General features: G+C 70.8%; 21 protein-coding genes. 7 read left to right on the forward strand and 14 right to left on the reverse strand.

The window, feature by feature from the left end:
* Window position 1: 1 nt before the first annotated feature.
* The 4 genes from ACGFIR_RS27605 to ACGFIR_RS27620 are packed head-to-tail and all read right to left on the reverse strand — an operon-like array spanning window position 2 to window position 2872.
* On the reverse strand, window positions 2–793 hold the full coding sequence (locus ACGFIR_RS27605; protein ID WP_393148056.1) for an SDR family NAD(P)-dependent oxidoreductase: 792 nt from the start codon (window positions 791–793) through the stop codon (window positions 2–4).
* Complete coding sequence (locus ACGFIR_RS27610) at window positions 790–1308, reverse strand: hypothetical protein (RefSeq protein WP_393148058.1); 519 nt, start codon at window positions 1306–1308, stop codon at window positions 790–792. Before ACGFIR_RS27610 ends, ACGFIR_RS27605 begins: the two co-directional genes overlap by 4 nt.
* Complete coding sequence (locus ACGFIR_RS27615; RefSeq protein ID WP_393148060.1) at window positions 1305–2459, reverse strand: thiolase family protein; 1155 nt, start codon at window positions 2457–2459, stop codon at window positions 1305–1307. Before ACGFIR_RS27615 ends, ACGFIR_RS27610 begins: the two co-directional genes overlap by 4 nt.
* Entirely contained in the window at window positions 2456–2872 is a 417-nt protein-coding gene (locus tag ACGFIR_RS27620; RefSeq protein WP_393148062.1) for a Zn-ribbon domain-containing OB-fold protein, read from the reverse strand. The genes ACGFIR_RS27615 and ACGFIR_RS27620 overlap by 4 nt, the downstream gene beginning before the upstream one ends.
* Before the next feature lie 77 nt (window positions 2873–2949).
* Here ACGFIR_RS27620 and ACGFIR_RS27625 point away from each other — a divergent pair, with 77 nt between their 5' ends.
* Window positions 2950–4326 (forward strand): MmgE/PrpD family protein, encoded by a 1377-nt coding sequence (locus ACGFIR_RS27625; RefSeq protein ID WP_393148064.1) that lies wholly within the window; start codon window positions 2950–2952, stop codon window positions 4324–4326.
* Window positions 4323–4991 (forward strand): GntR family transcriptional regulator, encoded by a 669-nt coding sequence (locus ACGFIR_RS27630; protein WP_393008283.1) that lies wholly within the window; start codon window positions 4323–4325, stop codon window positions 4989–4991. Before ACGFIR_RS27625 ends, ACGFIR_RS27630 begins: the two co-directional genes overlap by 4 nt.
* A gap of 18 nt (window positions 4992–5009) precedes the next feature.
* Here ACGFIR_RS27630 and ACGFIR_RS27635 read toward each other — a convergent pair whose 3' ends face one another.
* From ACGFIR_RS27635 to ACGFIR_RS27665, 7 genes are all read right to left on the reverse strand, one after another.
* On the reverse strand, window positions 5010–6557 hold the full coding sequence (locus ACGFIR_RS27635; protein ID WP_393148066.1) for an amidase family protein: 1548 nt from the start codon (window positions 6555–6557) through the stop codon (window positions 5010–5012).
* A gap of 22 nt (window positions 6558–6579) precedes the next feature.
* Window positions 6580–8013, reverse strand: a complete 1434-nt coding sequence (locus ACGFIR_RS27640) for an ATP-binding cassette domain-containing protein (RefSeq protein ID WP_393148068.1) — start codon at window positions 8011–8013, stop codon at window positions 6580–6582.
* Entirely contained in the window at window positions 8010–9080 is a 1071-nt protein-coding gene (locus tag ACGFIR_RS27645; protein WP_393008289.1) for an ABC transporter permease, read from the reverse strand. Before ACGFIR_RS27645 ends, ACGFIR_RS27640 begins: the two co-directional genes overlap by 4 nt.
* A gap of 41 nt (window positions 9081–9121) precedes the next feature.
* Window positions 9122–10246, reverse strand: a complete 1125-nt coding sequence (locus ACGFIR_RS27650) for a sugar ABC transporter substrate-binding protein (RefSeq protein ID WP_393008291.1) — start codon at window positions 10244–10246, stop codon at window positions 9122–9124.
* 113 nt (window positions 10247–10359) lie between these two features.
* Window positions 10360–10761, reverse strand: a complete 402-nt coding sequence (locus ACGFIR_RS27655; protein WP_393148070.1) for a Zn-ribbon domain-containing OB-fold protein — start codon at window positions 10759–10761, stop codon at window positions 10360–10362.
* Entirely contained in the window at window positions 10758–11912 is a 1155-nt protein-coding gene (locus ACGFIR_RS27660; RefSeq protein WP_393148072.1) for a hypothetical protein, read from the reverse strand. The genes ACGFIR_RS27655 and ACGFIR_RS27660 overlap by 4 nt, the downstream gene beginning before the upstream one ends.
* A gap of 7 nt (window positions 11913–11919) precedes the next feature.
* A complete protein-coding gene (locus ACGFIR_RS27665) occupies window positions 11920–13035 on the reverse strand; it encodes a CaiB/BaiF CoA transferase family protein (RefSeq protein ID WP_393148074.1) in 1116 nt (371 codons plus the stop codon).
* A 13-nt stretch (window positions 13036–13048) separates the two neighbouring features.
* On the opposite strand from ACGFIR_RS27665, the gene ACGFIR_RS27670 reads away from it, so the two are divergent.
* Window positions 13049–13933 (forward strand): SMP-30/gluconolactonase/LRE family protein, encoded by an 885-nt coding sequence (locus tag ACGFIR_RS27670; protein ID WP_393148076.1) that lies wholly within the window; start codon window positions 13049–13051, stop codon window positions 13931–13933.
* A gap of 9 nt (window positions 13934–13942) precedes the next feature.
* Here the strand turns inward: ACGFIR_RS27670 and ACGFIR_RS27675 are convergent, their stop codons facing one another.
* Window positions 13943–14602: a GntR family transcriptional regulator gene (locus ACGFIR_RS27675; protein WP_393008301.1), complete on the reverse strand. Its 660-nt coding sequence runs from the start codon at window positions 14600–14602 to the stop codon at window positions 13943–13945.
* Between the two features lie 106 nt (window positions 14603–14708).
* Between ACGFIR_RS27675 and ACGFIR_RS27680 the strand changes: the two genes are divergently transcribed.
* Genes ACGFIR_RS27680 through ACGFIR_RS27695 form a run of 4 tightly spaced genes read left to right on the forward strand, consistent with a single transcriptional unit; the run spans window position 14709 to window position 17950 of the window.
* On the forward strand, window positions 14709–15869 hold the full coding sequence (locus ACGFIR_RS27680; protein ID WP_393148078.1) for an acyl-CoA dehydrogenase family protein: 1161 nt from the start codon (window positions 14709–14711) through the stop codon (window positions 15867–15869).
* The gene (locus tag ACGFIR_RS27685; protein ID WP_393148080.1) at window positions 15866–16663 is read left to right on the forward strand and encodes an HpcH/HpaI aldolase/citrate lyase family protein; all 798 of its coding nucleotides are present in this window, start codon (window positions 15866–15868) and stop codon (window positions 16661–16663) included. Before ACGFIR_RS27680 ends, ACGFIR_RS27685 begins: the two co-directional genes overlap by 4 nt.
* A gap of 43 nt (window positions 16664–16706) precedes the next feature.
* Window positions 16707–17558 (forward strand): MaoC family dehydratase N-terminal domain-containing protein, encoded by an 852-nt coding sequence (locus tag ACGFIR_RS27690; protein WP_393148082.1) that lies wholly within the window; start codon window positions 16707–16709, stop codon window positions 17556–17558.
* A 47-nt stretch (window positions 17559–17605) separates the two neighbouring features.
* Window positions 17606–17950: a YrhB domain-containing protein gene (locus ACGFIR_RS27695; protein WP_393148084.1), complete on the forward strand. Its 345-nt coding sequence runs from the start codon at window positions 17606–17608 to the stop codon at window positions 17948–17950.
* Between the two features lie 609 nt (window positions 17951–18559).
* Here ACGFIR_RS27695 and ACGFIR_RS27700 read toward each other — a convergent pair.
* Both ACGFIR_RS27700 and ACGFIR_RS27705 read right to left on the reverse strand, forming a co-directional pair.
* Window positions 18560–19222 (reverse strand): HAD family hydrolase, encoded by a 663-nt coding sequence (locus ACGFIR_RS27700; RefSeq protein WP_393008313.1) that lies wholly within the window; start codon window positions 19220–19222, stop codon window positions 18560–18562.
* Window positions 19223–19327: 105 nt separating this feature from the next.
* On the reverse strand, window positions 19328–19891 hold the full coding sequence (locus ACGFIR_RS27705; protein WP_393008315.1) for a hypothetical protein: 564 nt from the start codon (window positions 19889–19891) through the stop codon (window positions 19328–19330).
* Between the last annotated feature and the right edge of the window lie 158 nt (window positions 19892–20049).

Here is a 20049-nt window from a genome sequence, read left to right on the forward strand (position 1 = left end):
GTCATCCCTTCTCGGGGGAGGTGGGCGCGGACGAGGCGGGGGCGAGCGGTGAGCCGATGCTGCGGCCTCCGCACACGACGAGGACCTGCCCGGTCGTGTACGGGGCGTGGAAGAGCAGGTGCCGGACTGTCCGGGCCACGTCGTCCGGTCGGCCGGGGCGCCCGACCGGGATCGCCGCGATCGACCGTTCGCGGATCGGCTCGGGCAGCGCGGCGGTCATCGCCGACTCGATGAAGCCGGGAGCCACGATGTTGACGGTGATGCCGCGCGGTCCCAGTTCCAGCGCCAGCGACCTGGACGCGCCGACCAGGGCCCCCTTGGTGCCCGAGTAGGCCGTCGAGCCGAAGGTGCCCAGCCAGGCGCGGGAGCCGATGGAGACGATCGATCCGCCCTGTGACCCGAAGAGGTCGACCGTCTTGCGCACCAGGTCCAGCGGGGCGACCAGGTTCACCGCCGTCACCAGCGAGAAGAGTTCGTCGTCGAGCTTGGCCAGCCGCGCGTCGCGCAGGACGCCGGCGCAGTTGACCAGGCCGACCAGGCGTTCGCCGGCGGACCGTACGGCGTCGACGATCCGGTCCCGCTCGCCCGCTTCGCTGATGTCCGCGGCCAGCGCCATCGGGGCGGCGGCGCCCTCCACCGCCGTCACGAGCGCGGCGGTCTGCTCCAGGGGCTCGGTGGCGTGGTCGGTCAGCACGAGCCGGTGACCCGAGCCGGCGAGCTCGACGGCGATCTGCCGACCGATCCCGCCACCGGCACCGGTGACCAGGATCGTGGTCGGAGCGTGCTGATTCATGCGTGCAACCTCCCCAGGTCCGCACCCGCGCACAGGTAGATCTCCTGGCCGGTGATGGCACGCCCCTGCGGCGAGCCGAGCAGGCCGAGCTGGCCGACGACGGCGGCGAGGATGCCCGGGTCGTCGAGGTCGCCGTGGACCAGCGTGTTGACCCTGATCCCGTCGCGGGCGAACTCGATCGCCCAGGTCCGGCCCATCGAGAGCAGCGCACCGGCGACGGCCGAGTCGAGATGACGGCCCTCCATCCCGAGGGTTTCGGGCTCCCCAACCAGGATGGTGATCGTGTCGAGAGTGCCGGACCGGCTCGCGAGGGCCTCCTTCACGAAACCCACGACCTCGGCCAGGACCCGCATGACCTGCTCCGGATCCTCGTGCAGCTGGGTGGTCCCGGCCGAGTCGACCGGGCGCGCGGCGAGAAGCAGGTGGGTGGGCTCTGCGGCCGGCTCGCCGTCCTGCCGCAGCAGCGGCTCAAGCTGCGTGGCGGCGGCCCGGCCCGGCCCGAGCAGAACTCTCATCGCGCCATCACCAGCGTGGTCACCGAGCCGCCGTCGGTGCCGCTGACCGTGCCGCCCTTGCAGTACGCGAGCCCGACCCGGGCGTTCTCGACCTGGCGTCCGCCGGCACTGCCGCGCAGCTGCCAGGTCAGCTCGACCGCCTGGGCGACGCCGGTCGCGCCGACCGGGTGCCCACGCGACAGCAGCCCACCGCTCGGGTTGACCGGCAGGCGGCCGCCCAGGGAGGTGTGCCCCTCGGCGGTCCACCGGGCGCCCTCGCCGACCGGCACGAGACCCAGGCCCTCCAGGCGGACGATCTCCGCGATGGTGAAGCAGTCGTGCATCTCGACGACGTCGATGTCCGCCGGGCCGACGCCGGTCAGGCGCCATGCCTGCTCGGCGGCGTTGCGGGAGACCCGCTCGGCGTTGATGCTCTCGCCGGCACGCTCCACCGACCCGCTCACCAGCGCGCAGCCGAGGACCCGCGGAGCTCCCGCCGCGAGCCCCAGGCGCTGGGCTCCGCGCGGGCTGCACAGCACCATGGCCGCGGCCCCGTCCGAGATCGGGCTGCAGTCGAGCAGGCCGAGCGGCTCGGCGATCTGTCGGGCCTGGAGCACCTCGTCGAGCGAGATGGCCCGCTGGTACTGGGCGAACGGGTTGTGGACGGAGTGGGCGTGGTTCTTCACCGCGACCATCGCGATCTGCTCCCGCGTGGCGCCGTGGTCGGCCATGTACCGCCGTGCGCTCATCGCGTGTCCCGCGGCCATGACGTAGCCCACGGCGGCGTCGAGGTCGTTGGGGTCGGGGCGTACGCCGCCGGAGATCCGGTCGGTCATCTTCTCGACCCCGATCACCAGCACGACATCGTGCAGTCCGGCCGCGAGCGCCGTCCAGGCCTCCCGGATCGCGGTCGCACCGCTGGCGCAGTAGTTCTCGTGGTTGGACACCGGCTTGCCGTCCAGGCCGAGCCGGACGGCGATCCGCTGGCCGGCCACCGGGCCGCCGAAGACGTGGCCGACGAAGACGGCGTCGACCTGCGCCGACGCGGCCCCGGCCTCGGCGAGCGCCGAGCGGGCGGCCTGCTCGCCGAGGTCCTCGAGGGTCACACTGACCGGGTGCTTGCCGAAGCGGACCATGCCGACCCCGGCGACGTGGGCCGATGCGAGCGTCACGCGTTCTCCTCCTGCTCGATCTGGAAAGCGAAGCCGGCCCGGTCCGAGCCGTCGGCGGACGGGAAGACGGCCGGCACGACACGCACCCGATCGCCGATCTCCACCTCGGTGCTCGCGGCGCCGACGATCTGTGCCATCACCCGCGGGCCGTCGTCGACCAGCACCCGGGCCAGGACGTACGGCACCTCCACGCCGGCGGGGGCCTGACGGACCACGGTGAAACTCACCACCTCGCCGCGCTCGGCGAACGTCGCCGGCACGATCGCGTCGCCGTCGGCCCGGCATCCGGCACAGAACGAGCGAGCCGGGAATCCCGCCTCGCCGCACGCCGTGCAGCGAGTGCCCAACAGGGCGAACGGATCGAGCTGGAACAAGCCGGCCCGAAACGGCGGCAGTTCCGTGCTGGGTGCCATCACAACCTCCTCAGTTTTGGATATCATATCCTGTATCGAGAGGCAGTCGACCAGCTGCCGAGGCACGAGAGGAACCCATGAGCAGGACCCTCCTGGAGCAACTCGTCACCCGACTCGCGGCGACCGTCGGCGCCGGGTTCCCGTCCGCCGTACGCGACCGTGCCGCCCTGTGCGTGCTGGACTCCGTGGCCTGCGCGATCGGCGGGCAGGACCTGCCCTCGACCCGCGCGGCCCAGCGCGCCGCGGCGCGGATCGACGGCACGGGACCGGTGCCGCTCTGGGGCACCGCGCTGACCACCTCGCTCACCGGCGCCGTGTTCGCCAACGCGGTGGCCGCGCACGGGTTGATCCACGAGGACATGCATCCGGCGAGCCGCGTCCACGCCGGCACCGTCGTGATCCCCGCCGCGCTCGCGGTCGCCGGTGAGCTGGACACGCCGGTCGAGCGTCTGCTCGACGCCGTGGTGCTCGGTTACGAGGCGATCGGCCAGCTCGGGGACGTCTTCGACCAGCCCGCGTTCGTCCGCGGGACGCTGCGGCCCAGCGGGGTCCTGGGCCCCTTCGGCGCGGCGGTCGCCGTCGGGCACCTGCTCGACCTGCCCCCCGACCAGCTGGTCTCGGCGCTCGCCATCGCCTCGAGCGCGTCGGGAGGCGCCACCGAATGGGCCCGGGCGGGCACCTCGGACGTCTTCGCCCAGAACGCTCTGGCCGCCCGCGGCGGCGTCCAGGCCGCGTTCCTGGCCGCCGAGGGGCTCACCGGCCCGCGTACCGCCATCGAGGGTCCCGCCGGCATGCTCGCCGCCCTACGCCTGGAGGCGGGCGAACTTCCCACGCCGGCCCCGACGTCCCTGGCGATCGACGCCGCCTACTTCAAGCGCTTCCCGGCGTGCGCCTTCACACAGGAGACGGTGCTCGCCGGCCAGCGCCTGCGTGAGTCGGTCGATCCGGCCTCGATCCGGGCCCTGCGGATCGAGAGCTACGACATGGCCGCCTACTACCCGGGCTGCGACAACGCCGACAGCCTGGACGATCCCATCTCGCGTCAGATGAGCAACCAGTTCAACCTCGCCGCCGCCCTGGTCGACGGCGCACCATCTCCCAGCCGGCTCCTGGGCCCGCTTCCCGCCGAGATCCGTCGGCTGGCGCAGGTCACCTCGGTACGGTCGGTCCCCGAGTTGGCGGCGCAGTACCCGGCGCGGCCGGCGTCGCGTGTGGTCGCCACCCTCGACGACGGCAGCGTGCACTCAGCGGAAGCCTCCGGCGTCGGGCTCTCGGCGGACGAGGTCGTCGAGAAGTACCGCCGCTACAGCCACGGACGGCTCACCACCGCACAGGCCGAGCGGTTCCGCTCGATCCTGTTCGAGGAACGGGGCAGATCCTCCCGAGACCTCGTCGCACCGCTACAATCTGCCGCTGAAGTTTCGTTGACCCCTCCAGAGGAGACGCGCGCGTGAGTCCCCAGAACCTCAGGATTGCGCGCCTCAGCCTTGCCCAGCAGGCTGCCGAGTACATCAAGTCCGCCATCTACCGGGGCGAGCTCCGGCCCGGGGAACGGATCCCGCAGGCCGCGGTCGCCGACGCCCTCGGCGTCAGCCGCCTGCCCATCCGCGAAGCCCTGATCTCCCTGGAGGCCGAGGGGCTCGTCGAGCTCGTCCCCCACCGTGGGGCGTTCGTCATCCCCATCCGCCGCGAGGACATCGAGGACCACTACCGGGCGTTCGGCCTGCTCCAGGGCTGGGCGGCCAAGCGGGCCTCCACGCGGATCGCTCCCGAGGCCCTCGAACGCCTCGGATCGCTGAACAAGGCGCTGACCGACGCGACCGACAACGACGAGCAGCACGACCTGAACTGGCAGTTCCACGCTCTGATCAACCAGACCGGGGGCAGCCGCCGCCTGCTGTCGATCATGCGCCAGTTGTCGATGAACCTGCCGCGCGAGATCTACCAGGTCGCACCCGCGGCCAGCCCCGAGGCGCTCGCAGACCACGCCGAACTCCTGGCCGCACTGAGCACCGGGGACGGCGACCGCGCCGAGGCCACGGCCCGCCGGCACCTGGAGCACGAGGCGGAACACATCGTCGCCAAGCTCCGGCGCGACGGGGTGCTCACCGACGACTGAGCACCCCGCGCGCGTCCGTCACCAGGCCCGCTGCGGTCGCCACCCGATCGTCGCCTCGAGCGTACGTGCGATCGAGACGAGCCGCGCGTCGTCGCCGTGCTTGCCGACCAGCATGACGCCGACCGGCAGGCCGTCGTGCTCGGCCAGTGGCACCGACAGCGCGGGATGACCGGTCGCGTTGTGGACGTTGGTGTTGCCCACCATCGTCCACCCACGCATCGCGACCTCGGCCGGGCTGAGGTCGCCCTCGCCACAGCGGTGCGCGGCGTGCAGGGCGGTCGGCATCGCCAGTACGTCGTACCGGTCGAGCATCCGGTCGTAGGCGGACCTGATGCGGGGGATGTTGTTCTGCGCCGAGGAGTACAGCCGCCCGGCGGAGGAGACACGCAGGTGCTCACCGACGGCGATCATCGCCAGGTACGCGACCGACGCCTTGTGACCGTGGGCGGGGAATCCCGCGGCGAAGGCGTCCGCGAGGTCCTGGCGGTAGTCACCACGCCACAACCGGCCCTCGCCGAAGGTGTGGGCGGTCGCGGCCATCCCCTCGACCAGGACGGCGAACATGATCCGGTTGCCCTGGGTGTGCTCGGGGAGGGAGACCTCGGCCACCTCGGCGCCGATCTCGCGCATCGACTCCATCGCCGCGGCGAACGCGCGGGTGGTCCGCGCCATGAACTCGTCGGCTGACGGGAGCGCCTCCGCCACCACGCCGACCCGGAGGCCGGCCAGACTGTCGGCCGCATCGCGGACGGCGCCGAGGAAGTCCTGACCGAACGCGGTCACGCCGGCCTGACGCGGGTCGCCGGCCCTCGGCGTCGCGATCACCTGCATGAGGCGGGCCATGTCGTCGGCCGTCCGCGTCAGCGGACCGCAGTAGTCGAGGGTCTTGTCCATCGACATGATTCCGGTGTAGGGCACCAGGCCGAAGGTCGGCTTGAGCCCGAGCACGCCGCACCACGCGGCGGGCAGCCGGATGGACCCGCCCTGGTCGGTTCCGAGCGCGACGTCGACCTGCGGGTAGGAGAGCGCCGCCGCCGACCCGCCGGAGGAGCCCGACGCCGTCCGCGTCGGGTCGAACGGGTTCAGGGTCGTCCCGAAGACGCTGGTCTCGCCACCGGCGGACATGCACATGTCCTCGCAGTTGGTGGTGGCCACGATCCGCGCGCCGGCCTCGAGCAGGAGGTCCACGACGGACGCGTTGAGCTCCGGCACCGCGTCGGCGAAGATCGGCGAGCCGGCCGTGATCGGCACCCCCGCCACCGAGATGATGTCCTTGACAGCGACCCGCATCCCGGCCAGCGGCCCGTCGCCGGCACCCGCGACGTCGCACCAGTGCACGATGGCGTTGAGCGGGTCGTCGTCGTGGGTCGCCCGCACGACCGGCCGGCGCACCACCTTCCGCCGCAGCGGATCAGGGTTGCCCGCCAGGAACTCGTCGGCCTGCCGCAGCACGTGGTTCGCGACCTGCAGGACGCTGTCCCAGGGCAGTTCGTCCTTCTCCAGCCCGAGCCTGCGCAGCGCGGCGGCAACGTCCTCACGCGTCAGCTCGACGGGACCGTGGTCCACCGATTCCTCCCGGATGATGTCTCTACTGTCCGGCCGTCGTGGCCAGTCCCGACTGCGCCGCGGTCACCAGTGCGGCCAGTTCCTGCGGATCAGGGTGCTCGGCGACCTTGAACTCCTCGCAGATCGTGCCGTCGCGGACGATCAGCACCCGGTCGGCGAGCTCCGGCACCTCATTCTCCTCGGAGGTGTGGAAGACGACGCAGTTTCCCCGTCCCGCGTGGTCCCGGAGGAACTGGTGGATCTCCCGGCGGCTGTCGAGGTCGATGCCGCGGGTGGGCTCGTCGACGACGAGAAGCGTCGGGTCGACCGCCAGACCTGCCGCGATCGCGACCTTCTGCTGGTTGCCTCCGCTGAGCGAGCTGACCGCGATCGCGGGCCCGGAGCAGCGGACCCGGTACGTGGCGATCGCGTCCAGGGCGAAACTGCGCGCCTTGCGGCGGTCGAACAGGCCCCACCGGCTGCGGAACCGTCCACTGTCGCGGATGACCAGGTTCTCCTCGACCGACATCTCCTGCACCAGGCTCGCCTTGCGGTCGCCCACGATGAACACCGAGGGGGTGTCCGCCTGGGAGTCGTCGGCGATCTTGGCGAGGATCGCCCGGGATCCCGAGCCCTCCAGGCCGACGACGGCGACGACCTCGCCACCGTGCAGCCGGACGGCCGTCTCGGGCACCTCGTTGCGCACGCCACGCGAGGCCAGGTCCACGACCACGCGGCCGCGTTCGACAGCCGCCCGCGCGCCCGCCCCGGCAGCCGTGGAGCCCATCATCATCGCGGTCGCGATCGAGTCCGCGTCGATCCCGTCGCCCTCGAGCGTGGCGTCCGCGAGGCCGTCCTTGATCACGACGACCGAGTCGCACACCTCGGCCACCTCGGAGAGGCGGTGCGAGATGAGGCAGACGACCTTGCCCTCGGCGGCGATCTCCGCCATCTTCTGCAGCAGGGCGGCCGAGTCGTCCGGCCCGAGAGCCGAGTTCGGCTCGTCGAACAGGAAGACCTCCGCCTGGGTGTCCATCGCCCGCGCGATCTCGACGCGCTGGCGGAAGGAGAACGGCAGTCGCTCCAGCGGCGTGTCCAACTCCCGGTCCAGGTGGAACCTGGCCGCGATCTCGATCCGCTCAGGCGTCAGGACGGGACGGCCACGCCGCATCAGCTCGCGGCCAATGCTGAGGTTCTCCCCCACCGTCAGGTTCGGATAGACGAAGGGCTCCTGGTGGACGATCGCCACGGCGTCGGACCGCAGCGGGTCCAACGGGTTCGCGTCGAGGGTGAACGTGCCGGCGTCGCATCGTTCCTCGCCGGCGAGCACCTTCATGAGGGTCGACTTGCCGGCGCCGTTGGCGCCGACGATGCCGGTGATCTGGCCGCGCGGGGCGATCAGGTCCACGCCGCGCAGGGCACGCGTGGCGCCGTACCGCTTCTCGACCCCGCGGACCTGGAGACCCGAGCCGCTCATGACGACTTCGCCGATCGACGGGTCCGCTGGTCCAGCACCACCGCGCCGATGGTGACCAGGCCGAGGAAGACCTGCTGCACGTAGGGCGCGGCGGCCATCAGGGCCAGGCCGTTGTTCATCACCGCGAGCAGCAGGGCGCCGAGCAGCGCGCCCGCGACCGTGCCCCGGCCACCGTTGAGGCTCGCGCCACCGATGATCACCGCAGCGAAGACCGGGAAGAGCAGCGAGGTTCCGCTGTCGGGATTGACCGAGCCGATGAACGAGAAGTCCAGCAGCGCGGCGAACGCCGCGGCCGCCGAGACGATCAGGAACGCGAGCAGCTTGGTACGACCGATCTTGAGCCCGCCGAACCTCGCCGCGTTCTCGTTGCCCCCGACGGCGCGTGCGCGGAAGCCGTACAGCGACCGGTGCAGCACCAGGACGAAGATCCCGGCGACGATCAGCATCCACACGACCTGCATCGGGATGTCGAAGGGCAGCGAGCGGTTGGAGATGCCGGTGAAGGTGCTCAGGGACCCCTCGGAGACGTGCTGGCCCGGCGTGGGGTAGGCCGGCGCGAACCGCTCGGCGTTGCCGATGAGCAGCGTCAGCCCGACCGCCAGGGTGCTGGTGCCGAGCGTCGCGATGAACGACGGCACCCGCACGACGCAGACCAGGAAGGCGTTGACCGCGGCGATCACCAGCGCAAGGGCGAACCCGATGGCCACCGCCAGGAGCAGGGGCATCCCCCACACCATCCAGGCGACCGCGATGGTGGTTCCCACCACGCCGTAGACGCTGCCGAAGGAGAGGTCGATCTCTCCGACGACCAGCACGACGGTCAACCCGAGGCCGATGATGGCGTAGGTGCTCATCGCCCGCAGCACGCCCAGGAGGTTCTGCGGCTCGAAGAACGAGCCCTCCGAGAGCACCCCGAACACGGCCGCGGCGATCATGATGGCCAGAACCAGTCCACCGGTACGGCGGAAGGCGTCGAGCAGCTCCGGTCGGAACCACGCCTGCGACGAGGACTTCGTCGCAGGCGTGGACGCCGAGGAGTCGGTCGACGCGGATCTACTGGACGACACGGTCGTTCCTATCCCTTTCGCTTCGTCCCGACTCGGGGGGGTCAGGAGGCTTGCTTCAGCGCGGCGCGAGCCTCGTCGAGGTTGGCGCGGGTGATCACGCCCGGCTCCTGGGTGTTCTGCATCACCAGGTTGCGCCCCAGCAGGCTGGCGCAGGCGACCGCGCCGAAACCGCCATGCTCCGGCCAGCCCTGGTCGAGGCTCGCGACCTGGGTGCCCTTCTCGATCGCTTCGAACTGACCCTCGCTCGGGTTCCAGCCCAGCGTGTGGATCTTGCCCGTGCGCCCGAGGTCGTTGATGGCCCGGGCGGCCTGCTCGATCGAGAGGTCGGCGTTGACGATGAAGTCGACGTCGGTGTTGCCGGTCAGGAACGCCTTGTAGGCGTCGTAGGCCTGCGCCGGGTCGTACGGCGCCTTCAGGGGCGCCTGCGGGGTGTTCGCGAACGTGATGTCGGGGTACGCCTTCTTCAGCGTGTCGACGAAGCCGTTGAGGCGCCCGGTGGACCAGGCGGCGGAGGGCTCCCCGCTGCTGAGCGCGATCTTCTTCGGCGCGGTGCCGGTCTCCTTGATCCACTCGATCAGGGTGTTGGCCGCGCCGACGCCCTCCTTGGTGCGGTCCTGCCGGAACTGCGAGATCTCGGCACCGTTGGACTCGACGTTCACCATGAACACCGGGATACCCTTGGCCAGGGCCTGGTCCCGGATCTGGTTCATCGCGTTGAGGTCGGCCTGCTGGATCGAGAGGCAGTCGATCTGGTTGGTGTCGAGCAGCGCCTGCACCTGGGCGATCTGGGCCGGCGTGTCCGTGGCCGCCGAGGGCGCCAGCGCCTTGCCCTTCAGGGGCAGCATCTCGTTGGCGAGGGGGAGGCTGGCGTCATACCCGCTCTTCAGCTGGTACGAGAGCAGGGCGACGCTCGTCGACTGGTAGGAGAAGACGTAGTTGATGGCCTGGCCGCTCTCGACCTTCTTCAGGATCCGGTCGTCGATCTTGAAGGGCGTGCCGTCCTCGAGTTTGCCCTCGAACTGCACGGCGGACTCGAGCGACTTGGCGACCTGCGGGAGACCCGCCGTCTTGAGCTTCGAGACCACCTGCTCCGGCGATGCGCCACCGCCACCGCCGCTGGTCTCGTCCGAACTGCTGCTGCACGCCGTCAGGCTCAGGAGTGCCACGCACCCCGCAGCGACACCTACCGTGAACCGTGCCACGCTGTCCTCCCGATTCGATGTTGTATCCAATATACACTTGGTAGCTCCTGCGGACGCAGAAGCGAATCAAATTTGTGTTACGGATTCGCGCGGGCCACGAGTCGCGGCCCGGCCGCGTACGACTCGACCCCGACCCGCACCCGCTGCCCGACCCGGAGGTCGCCGTAGCGGCTCCCCGCCACCGAGGCCATCACCACGGCGCCGGCGTCCAGCTCGACCAGGGCGACCACGTACGGCACGGGCAGATCCGGGCGGTGCAGGTAGTCCTTGACGAACTCCACGAACGACCAGATCCGGCCCTCGCCGGCCTGTCTGCGCCACTCGTGCCGCCCGTCCCCGCACCGACGGCAGCGATCCGGCCGGGGCAGGCTCACCAGCCCGCACCCGCCGCAGGTCGCCAGCACGATCTCCCCCGCCCGCAGACCTGCCAGGTGGGGGGCGATGGCCGCAGACGTCGCAGTCGGCTCGGAGACGCTCATCGCCCCTCCCCGGACCGGCGGTAGAGGATCGTGGAGCTCACCGGCGCGGTCGCGGCGTACGCGACCAGCCGCGGTGGGCGCGCCGGTCGCGCGACGGCGTCACCGCGCACCTGCCGCACCGCCTCCACGTTCAACGCCCAGCCCTGCATGTACCCCTCGGAGAGGTGCCCGCCGGCGGTGTTGAGGGGCAGCGGCGCATCCGTCCCGACGCCCTGGTCGACGACCCAGTCCGCCGCCTCCCCCGGGCCGCAGACCCCCATGCCCTCGAGGGTGAACAGGACGTTCGGGCTGAAGTTGTCGTAGATCATGGCGGCGTCGAGGTCGTCGACCGTGGTCCCGGCCATGCGATGCGCGCGTTCGTGGGCCGCACGGGCGGCCGTACGCCAGTAGTCGGCCGGGGGAAGGTCGGAGCTCGCCAGTCGGCTCTGCTGTCCCCAGCCCGCGATCTGCACCGCGACCCCGGGCAGATCCGCCGCCCGCTCCGCCGTGGTGACCACCATCGCGACCCCACCGTCGTTGATCATGCAGTAGTCGTGCAGGCGCATCGGCCGGACGATGGCGCGGCTGGCCCGGTACTCCTCGGGCGTCAACGGTGCGCTCATCGCCGCGCCGGGGTTGCGGACGGCGTGGTCCCGGAAGGTGACCGCGATCGTCTCCAGCGCCGCGGACGCCGAGCCGAACTCGGCCTCGTAGCGCTGGAGCATCAGCGCGTAGAACGCCCCCGGCGAGGTGAACCCGTACGCGCGGTGCAGCTCCGGGTGGCTGCCGTAGCCCTCCGCCGCGGCACTCGATGTCGCGCCCAGGCCGCCGTAGGTGTGCCCTCCGGAGCGGCTGTCGTTGCCGTAGGCGAGGACGACGGCCGTGCACTCGCCCGCCTCCACCGCGCGGGCGGCCAGGGCGATCGCCGGGCCCGTCATCCGGCCCTCGGCCGGCACCTGCAGCGAGAACGCGGGCGAGATCCCGAGCCGGGCGGCGATCGTCTCGTAGGAGCTGACCCGCTGCGTGATCAGGCCGTCGAGGTCGTGGGCGGCCAGCCCGGCGTCCACCAACGCCGCCTCGACGGCCTGCACGGCCAGGTCGTCGGCCGTGCGGCCGGGGTGTACGCCGAAGCCGGTCGAGCCGATCCCGATCACGACCGCGGTCGCGGGCATGGTCACCTCAGCCCCAACGACTCAGCAGGTCGTCCAGGGTCTCCTGGTGCGGCGTCTCGGCGCGCGTCGACGGCGTCCGGGAGAAGCGCGGCGCGGGGCTGGGGTGCAGGTAGCCGTCGTCGGTCACGTAGACGGCGCGCTCCGCGACGTGCGGGTGCCGGGCGGCCTCGTCCAGGTTCAGCACCGGACTGACGCACGCGTCCAGTTCGGCGAACACCTTGTCCCAGTGCGCGAGGTCGTGCTGCGCGATGCGAGCCGCGAAGATCTCCTTCATCGCCGGCCAGTCCTCGCGGGAGTACTGCGGCGGGAGGTCGCCCTCGTCGAGCCCGAGGCCGACGAGGACCTGGCGGTAGAACCGCGGCTCGATCGCGCCGACCGCGAGGAAGCGGTCGTCCGCCGTGCGGTAGACCTCGTAGAAGGGCGATCCGGTGTCGATGGTGTTGGTGCCGGGCTCGTCGTTCCAGTTCCCACGACCGCGCCAGCCGAGGACCGAGGTCATCAGCAGGGCGGCGCCGTCGAGCATCGCCGCGTCGATCACCTGACCGCGGCCCGAGCGGGTGCGCTCGACGTACGCGGCGAGCACGCCGACGACCAGGAGCATCCCCCCGCCGCCGTAGTCACCGACGAGGTTCAGCGGGGGCAGCGGGCGCTCGCCGCGGCGTGCGAGGTGGTGGAGGACCCCGCCGACGGCGAGGTAGTTGACGTCGTGGCCGGCGCTGCGCGCCAGTTCGCCACCCTGACCCCAGCCCGTCATCCGGCCGTAGATCAGCCCCGGGTTGCTCTCCTCGAACACGTCCGGACCAAGGCCCAACCGCTCCATCACGCCGGGGCGGAACCCCTCCAGGACGATGTCGGCCCGGTTGATCAGGTCGATCGCGCGCTGGCGGGCCTTCTCGTCCTTGAGGTTGAGTTCGTACGCCGCCCGGCCGCGCCAGATCGGGCCGAAGTGGTCGTGAGGGTCCTCGGGGTCACGCGGCGGCGAGTCGATACGGACCACGTCGACGCCCATATCGGCGAGCATCATGCTCGCGAACGGCACGGGTCCGAGCCCTGCCATCTCGACCACCCGGACACCTGTCAGCGGACCTCGTTGCACCTTCATAATGGATACAATATTTAACATCAAAGGAGGCCTGATGCAACCCTTCCACGACCTGTCGCTGACCCCGGCGACCTTCCGGAGCGTCGCCGCCGGGATCGGCTTCACCGAGGGCCCGGCCCGCTCCGGCACCTCCGACGTCCTGGTCACCTCGATGACCCGCGGCCTGGTCTACCGCGTAGCCCTGTCCGGCGACGGGGCCGAGGAGTTCGCCGAGACCGGCGGCGGCCCGAACGGACTCGCCGTCGGCACCGAGGGCGACCTGCTGGTGATGCAGTCCGGCGCGACGGTCATGCCGACCAGGTCCGCCGTCCCCGCACAGCCGGGCATCCAGCGGATCGCCGCCGACGGCACCGTGAGCACGGTGACCACCGACGTCCACTCCCCCAGCGACGGCGTCCTCGGCCCGGACGGTCGGCTGTGGTTCACCGATCCCTCGGCGCACGACCTCGACAGCACCACCGGCACCGGAGCGGTGCGGGCGCTGGACCTCAGCACCGGGGTGATGGCCGATGTGATCACCGGTCTGGCGTTCCCCAACGGCCTCGCCTTCGCCGCCGACGGCACCCGCCTCTTCGTCGCCGAGACCGGGGCACGGTGGATCCGTCGCTACGATCTCTCCGGCGGCGCCGCGACGCCCGACGGCTGGATCGCCCGGATGCCCGAGGGACATCCCGACGGCCTGGCGCTCGACGCGCTCGGTCGGGTCTGGGTCGCCGGGAGCACCGGCGCGAACATCGTGGTCTTCGGCACCGACGGCACGGTCGCGGGCACCATCGACTTCCCCGCGGGCCACATGGTGACCAGCCTGTGTTTCGCCGGGGAGGACCTGCGCACCCTGGTGGTGACGATGCCCAAGGGCGGGCAGGTGCTGGCGGCGCCGGTCGACTGCCCCGGCCTGCCCCTTCCGGTCATGCGCTGAGCCGACGCGTCAGGACGGCGCGACCCCGACGCCCGCCCCACGAGCGCGGTGTGCGACCAGGAGTTCCCCCGCACGCCGGACGTGGGCCGACATCGCCTCCCGGGCGGCGTCGGGGTCCCCGGCCCGCAGCGCGACGATCACCTGCCGATGGTCGGTGGCCGAGGCCTCGGGCCAGCCGCTCACGTTGGCGAAGAACAGGCGCGGCGCGTAGCGGGAGGTCAGCTTGAGCAGCACAGCCAGGCGCGGCACCTCGGCGGCGACGTTGATCGTCCGGTGGAAGCCGTGGTTGCACCGCTCGACCTCGTCGGCCGCTCCACGGGCCGCGGCGGCCTCAAGCTCCACCTGGAGCCGCTCCAGCCCGTCGAGGTCGCGCCGGCTCATGGTCCGCACCGCCCGGGCCGCCAGCTCCCCGGAGAGCCAGCTCTGGGCGGCGTACACGTCGGCGAGGTCCTGGTCGGTGATCGGCAGCACCTTGAAGCCGCGGCGCGGGTACTGCTCGAGGAAGCCCTCGGTCGCCAACTGGATCAGCGCCTCGCGGACCGGGGTGACGCTCGAGTTCAGGTCGGCGGCCAGCAGGTCGAGCCGGAGAAAGGAGTCGGGCACGACCTGGCCGGTGACGATCAGCTCTCTGACATGGTCGGCGATCTCGCGCGGCTTGCTCCGGCTCACGCCCACACTCTGCCACATATGCGGGATCGCTCACACATATACGATATCCAAGTTGCGTGTACGATCCGGGTACGCCTTCGTCCCGCCCCTGCAGAGAGGCCCTGCCGTGTACGAGCTCAATGAGGAAGAGAGCGCGATCGTCGCGCTGGTCCGCGACTGGATCGACCGCGAGGTCAAGCCCCAGGTGCAGGAGCTCGAACACAGCAACACGTACCCGGAGAAGTTCATCGAGCAGATGAAGCAGATGGGCATCTACGGCCTGGTCATCCCCGAGCCGTGGAACGACGCGTCCGTCTCGGTCCCCTGCTACGCGGCCGTCACCGCGGAGCTGGCACGCGGCTGGATGAGCCTCGCCGGCGCGATGGGCGGCCACAGCGTGGTCGCCAAGCTGCTGCTCAGCTACGGCACCCGGGAGCAGCAGGACCGCTACCTGCCGAGGATGGCCACCGGCGAGATCCGGGCGACGATGGCCCTGACCGAACCCGGCGGCGGCTCCGACCTCCAGGCGATGCGCACCATCGCCCGCAAGGAAGGCTCGGAGTACGTCGTCAACGGCTCCAAGACCTGGATCACGAACGCCCGCCGGTCCCAGCTCGTGGCGCTGCTGTGCCGCACCGACCCGCACGCCGAGCCGACCCACCGCGGGATGAGCATCCTGCTCGTCGAGAAGGGGGCACCCGGCTTCGAGGTCTCCCGGGACCTGCCCAAACTTGGTTACAAGGGCGTCGAGAGCTGCGAGCTCTCCTTCGACGACTTCCGGGCGCCCGAGGATGCGCTGCTCGGCGGCGTCGAGGGCCAGGGCTTCGCGCAGATGATGCGCGGCCTGGAGATCGGGCGGATCCAGGTGGCCTCCCGCGCCCTGGGCGTCGGCGCCGCCGCGCTGGAGGACGCGCTGCGCTACAGCCAGCAGCGCGAGAGCTTCGGGCAGCCGATCTGGAAGCACCAGTCCATCGGCAACTACCTGGCCGACATGGCGACCCAGCTGACCGCAGCCGAACAGCTCGTCATGTACGCGGCCCGCAAGTACGAGTCCGGCGAACGAGCCGACATGGAGGCCGGGATGGCCAAACTGTTCGCCTCCGAGACCGCCATGAAGATCGCCCTGGACGCCATCCGGATCCACGGCGGATACGGCTACTCCACCGAGTTCGACGTCGAGCGGTACTTTCGGGACGCTCCCCTGATGATCGTCGGCGAGGGAACCAACGAGATCCAGCGCAACGTCATCGCCCGCCAGCTCGTGGCGCGCTCCAAGGTGTCGTCGTGAGGTTGGGTGGGCCCTGGCTCTTCGTGCCCGGCACGCAGGAACCGCGCTTCGCGAAGGCGCACAGCGCCGGGGCGAGTCAGGTCATCGTCGACTGGGAGGACGCCGTCGATCCGCGGGACAAGGACGGCGCCCGCGAGACCACCGCCCGTTGGCTGGCGTCGAGTCCCCCCACCTGGGTCCGGGTGAACGCGGCGTCCACCGAGTGGTACGAGTCGGACGTCGCCGCCCTCGAACGCCTCGACGGCCTGGCCGGCGTCGTCGTCCCCAAGGCCGATGACCCCGGCGTACTCCAGCACGTCGGGGATCGCCTCGCGCGGCCGGTGATGGCCCTCGTCGAGTCGGCGCGGGGACTCGACCGGGCTCGCGAACTGGCTCGGACGCCCGCCGTCGTGGCGATCGCCTTCGGCTCGCTGGACTTCGCCCACGACCTGCACTGCGCGCCGACGGACCGGGCGCTCCTGGCCGCACGCAGTGAGCTGGTGCTGGCGTCCCGCCTCGGCGACCTCGTACCGCCGATCGACGGCGTGAGCGCCAACGTCCAGGACCCGCAGGCAGCCGCCGCCGACGCCAGGCTGGCCCGCGAGCTGGGGTTCGGAGGCAAGCTGTGCATCCACCCGAGGCAGATCGCGCCGGTCCGTACGGCGTTCGCACCCTCCGAGTCGGAGCTGAGCTGGGCACGGGCGGTGCTGGCCGCAGCAGCGGACACCCGGGGAGCCGTGCTCGGCCCGGACGGCGAGATGATCGACCGCCCCGTCATCGAACGAGCCCACGCGATCCTGGAATCGACGATCTGACCCGGGAGCCCACCCTTCCCGGCCTGCCGTTCGGAGAAAACTGATGGAGCGCCCCACCGTGCTGACGCACGAAGAAGTACTCACCCCCGAGCACGCGGAGGCGTTCGCCTCCCTCATCGACGTACCGGTGCCGGACCTGGCCGCCGACGGCCTGCCCCTGCTGTGGCACTGGCTGTACCTCTCGGTCTGGCCGGCGCAACGCGACATCGGCGCTGACGGGCACCCGACCCGAGGAAGTCTCCCGGTGCCGCCGGCTCCCGGTCAGCGGCGGATGTGGGCCGGCGGACGGGTCCGCACCCAGCACCCCCTCGTCACCGGCCGCACGGCCGTACGCCGTAGCGAGGTGGTGTCGACCACCACCAAACAGGGACGCTCCGGCCCCCTCACCTTCGTCGTGGTCGAGCACCGGATCACCCAGGACGGCGTGACCTGCGTGGTGGAGGAACAGGACATCGTCTACCGCGAGGCCGTGGCCCCGGACGGCCCCGGACCGGTCCCGACCCCTGACGGCCCGGCCGCGACACCCGCCCCCGTCGCCGTGCCCCCGGCTGCCGGCGAGCGACGGGTCGCGCTCGATCCGCCCCATCTGTTCCGGTTCTCGGCGCTCACGAGGAACGCCCACCGCATCCACTACGACCGCGAATACGCGAGGTCTGTCGAGGGGTACCCGGCGCTGGTGGTCCACGGCCCGCTACAGGCCCTCCTGATGGCCGAGTCGGCGCGGGCAGCCGGAGCTGTGGGACGCCTGACCATGAACTACCGCCTGGTCTCCCCTCTGCTCGAACACCAGGGCCTGGTCACCGGTTCGGAGCCGAGCCCCCACGGCTGGAACGTGCACGTGCGCGACGACAGCGGACGAGTCACCGCCACGGGAACGGTGTCGAACGAGGAGTGACGCGCCGGCGCAGCGCCCGAGGGCCACAGGAAACTGCTGCACCCCTCGTGCGACGGCACACCGGCCACCACGCTCAGAAGCTGATCACCATCGCCCTCGGCGTCCGTGCCACCAGGAACGCAACGGGCACGGTGACGAGGGATCATGAGACGGTGATCTCACTGGATTCTGCCCGGCAGCTCGCCGAACGGTTCCTGGATGCTGAGGTCAGAGGTCACTTCAGTCATCCGGTGGTCATCGTGGACTCCGCTGTCGAGGACCTTGACGAGGCGTACGTCTTTCCCTACAACGGGAAGGCGTACGTCGAAGCCGATGACTGGCATCAGGCCATGGCCGGCAATGTCCCCGTCGTGGTGAACAAGCGGACAGGCGAAGTGAGCTTTTCTGCCTGAGCCGCGGCGATGCAGGACAGGCGGCAAGAACCTGGTGCACAGCAGCCGTTCCGTCTGGGGATCGCTCAAGATGCCGGACTATCGGCACGTGGAGACGGCCACGCGCTGTCCCAACTCGCCCAGACGTCAACCTCGCCAGCCGACTCCACACCCGTCGCCAGCAGCAGCGAGATGACCGCGACCAGGCGGGTGAAGACCACGACCGAGGAGCCATACAAGCCCTCGCCCACGGCCGTGACGACCAGACCCGTGGCGAGGTTCCGGCCTGCGGCGTGGAGAGCCTCGGCGTACTCCGGCTCGGCGGCCCGACCCTGACCTCATCACATGGAACGGAGAGCGCGACGGGCGGATGGAGGTCGAACTGGACTCCAGGCGAGTCACTGACACGCGCCATCAGCAAGCCGTACGAGGACGAGTGTCCCAGACGACCCCGGTACTCGACGCCGACGACGTCGATCTCGGCCGGCGTCGGGCCGGCGTCGCCAGTCCACGCGGTCAGGCTGCAAGACTCCCGCCGGAACTCCCTGCGCATGGGCCGCACCGTAGCGGAACGCCGCAGCTCGCGCGGCCTGGGGATCAGGAAGAAGATCGCGGATGCCCGGTCAGGTGCTACCGGCCGGACTCCTCACCGCGCAGTACGTGGACCGCGGCCACGACGTCCGTGACGGTGCGGTCAGGCAGGGGGAGCTCCGCCGGCCAGTCCATCCCTCGGCTGACCCAGAGGGTGGCAAGCCCCGCCGCACGGCCACCCTCGACATCGAATACCGGGCTGTCCCCGATCGCCCAACCGCCGCTCCGCAGATCCACGCCGCACCCATGGGCTGCCGCTTCGAAGATCTCACGTGCCGGCTTCCGGATGCCCAGCTCGCCGGACACTGCCCAAGCATCGACGCACCGGTCCAACCCCGTACGCCTGATCTTCCCTAGCTGGTTGTCGGCCTGGCCGTTGGTCACGATCGCGACCGCCCAGCCGTCGTCGCGCAGTAGGGTCAGCGACGCCAGCACCTCTTGGCGGCAGCTCACCAACTCGGGCATCCGGCGGCGGTACTGCCTCCATGTTTCGTCCACCGAGGCTGCCAGTCCGAAACGCTTCGTCACCTTGCCGAAGAACCAATCGCGGGGCACAACCCCGTCTCGATCCGTGACGATCAGCCAGGCCAACGCGTCGTCCGGCAGTCCGCGGTCGGCGCAGAACTCGACCGCCCAGCGCCGGAACGCCTCCGAACGGTCCACGAGGGTGTTGTCGAGATCGAAGAGCGCCAACCGCTGCATGGTGGACAACGTATCGGTCGAGAGAAGCGGATCCCCTCGTCGAGATTCATCAGACCGCCCATCCTTCCCGGAAGGGACAAGGTGGAGCGTGCTACCGGACGAGTCTCAATAGCGCCGCGCGGAATCCAGTGCTGCTCTACGAACACTGATCTGGATCGCGCAGACACCCCGCTCTGGACCGAGGTAGAAGTGGTCGATCCTGATATCCGTGTCCGCGATGCCGGCGGCCCAGAAATCTCGGCGGGTCGATCGCGGTGGCAGATCAACGCCAAGGTCAGTCAAGCGCCTCCACGCCTGAGCCATCGCGGTGGCCTGGTCCTCGGATGATCCCAGCGACACCCAGTCTTCGTCGTGTTCCCTCTGTAGGCGCCGCCCCACTGCCGCCAAGCCCTTCTGTTTCCTGCTCCTGCCCACACTGCGACAGTGGCGCATCGGAACAGTCAGGACAAGGAAGATCCCCGCACCGCCAGTTGAAAGATCGCTCCCGGCGGATCTGAGCTGTCCGGGGCGCCTGGTCAGCGCCGGTGCCGAGTTCTGCCGGGTATAGGGCTGAGGCAGGGGGAGCCACTGTTGGATGAGCGGGTCCGCGCAAGCCTGATTTTCCTCGACGTCGTTCGCGGCGAAGGGCCGCAGCAAGAGATCACCCGCCAGCAGGCGGGTCTCGGGCAACGTGGGAATCATTCCTGCTGCCTCCGGCTGATCATTGTGTGCGGCTGACGCTAGCAGGGCCTGCTACCAGGTCACTCGGCGCTCGTTGAACTCCTTTCTGGTCCCCGTTCCCTGGCCCTGACCATGGCCTTGTGACCCGTGTCGGGAGATTCGTGACG

Origin of the sequence: Micromonospora sp. NPDC049051 (assembly GCF_043197575.1) — a bacterium.
Taxonomy (GTDB): Bacteria; Actinomycetota; Actinomycetes; order Mycobacteriales; family Micromonosporaceae; genus Micromonospora.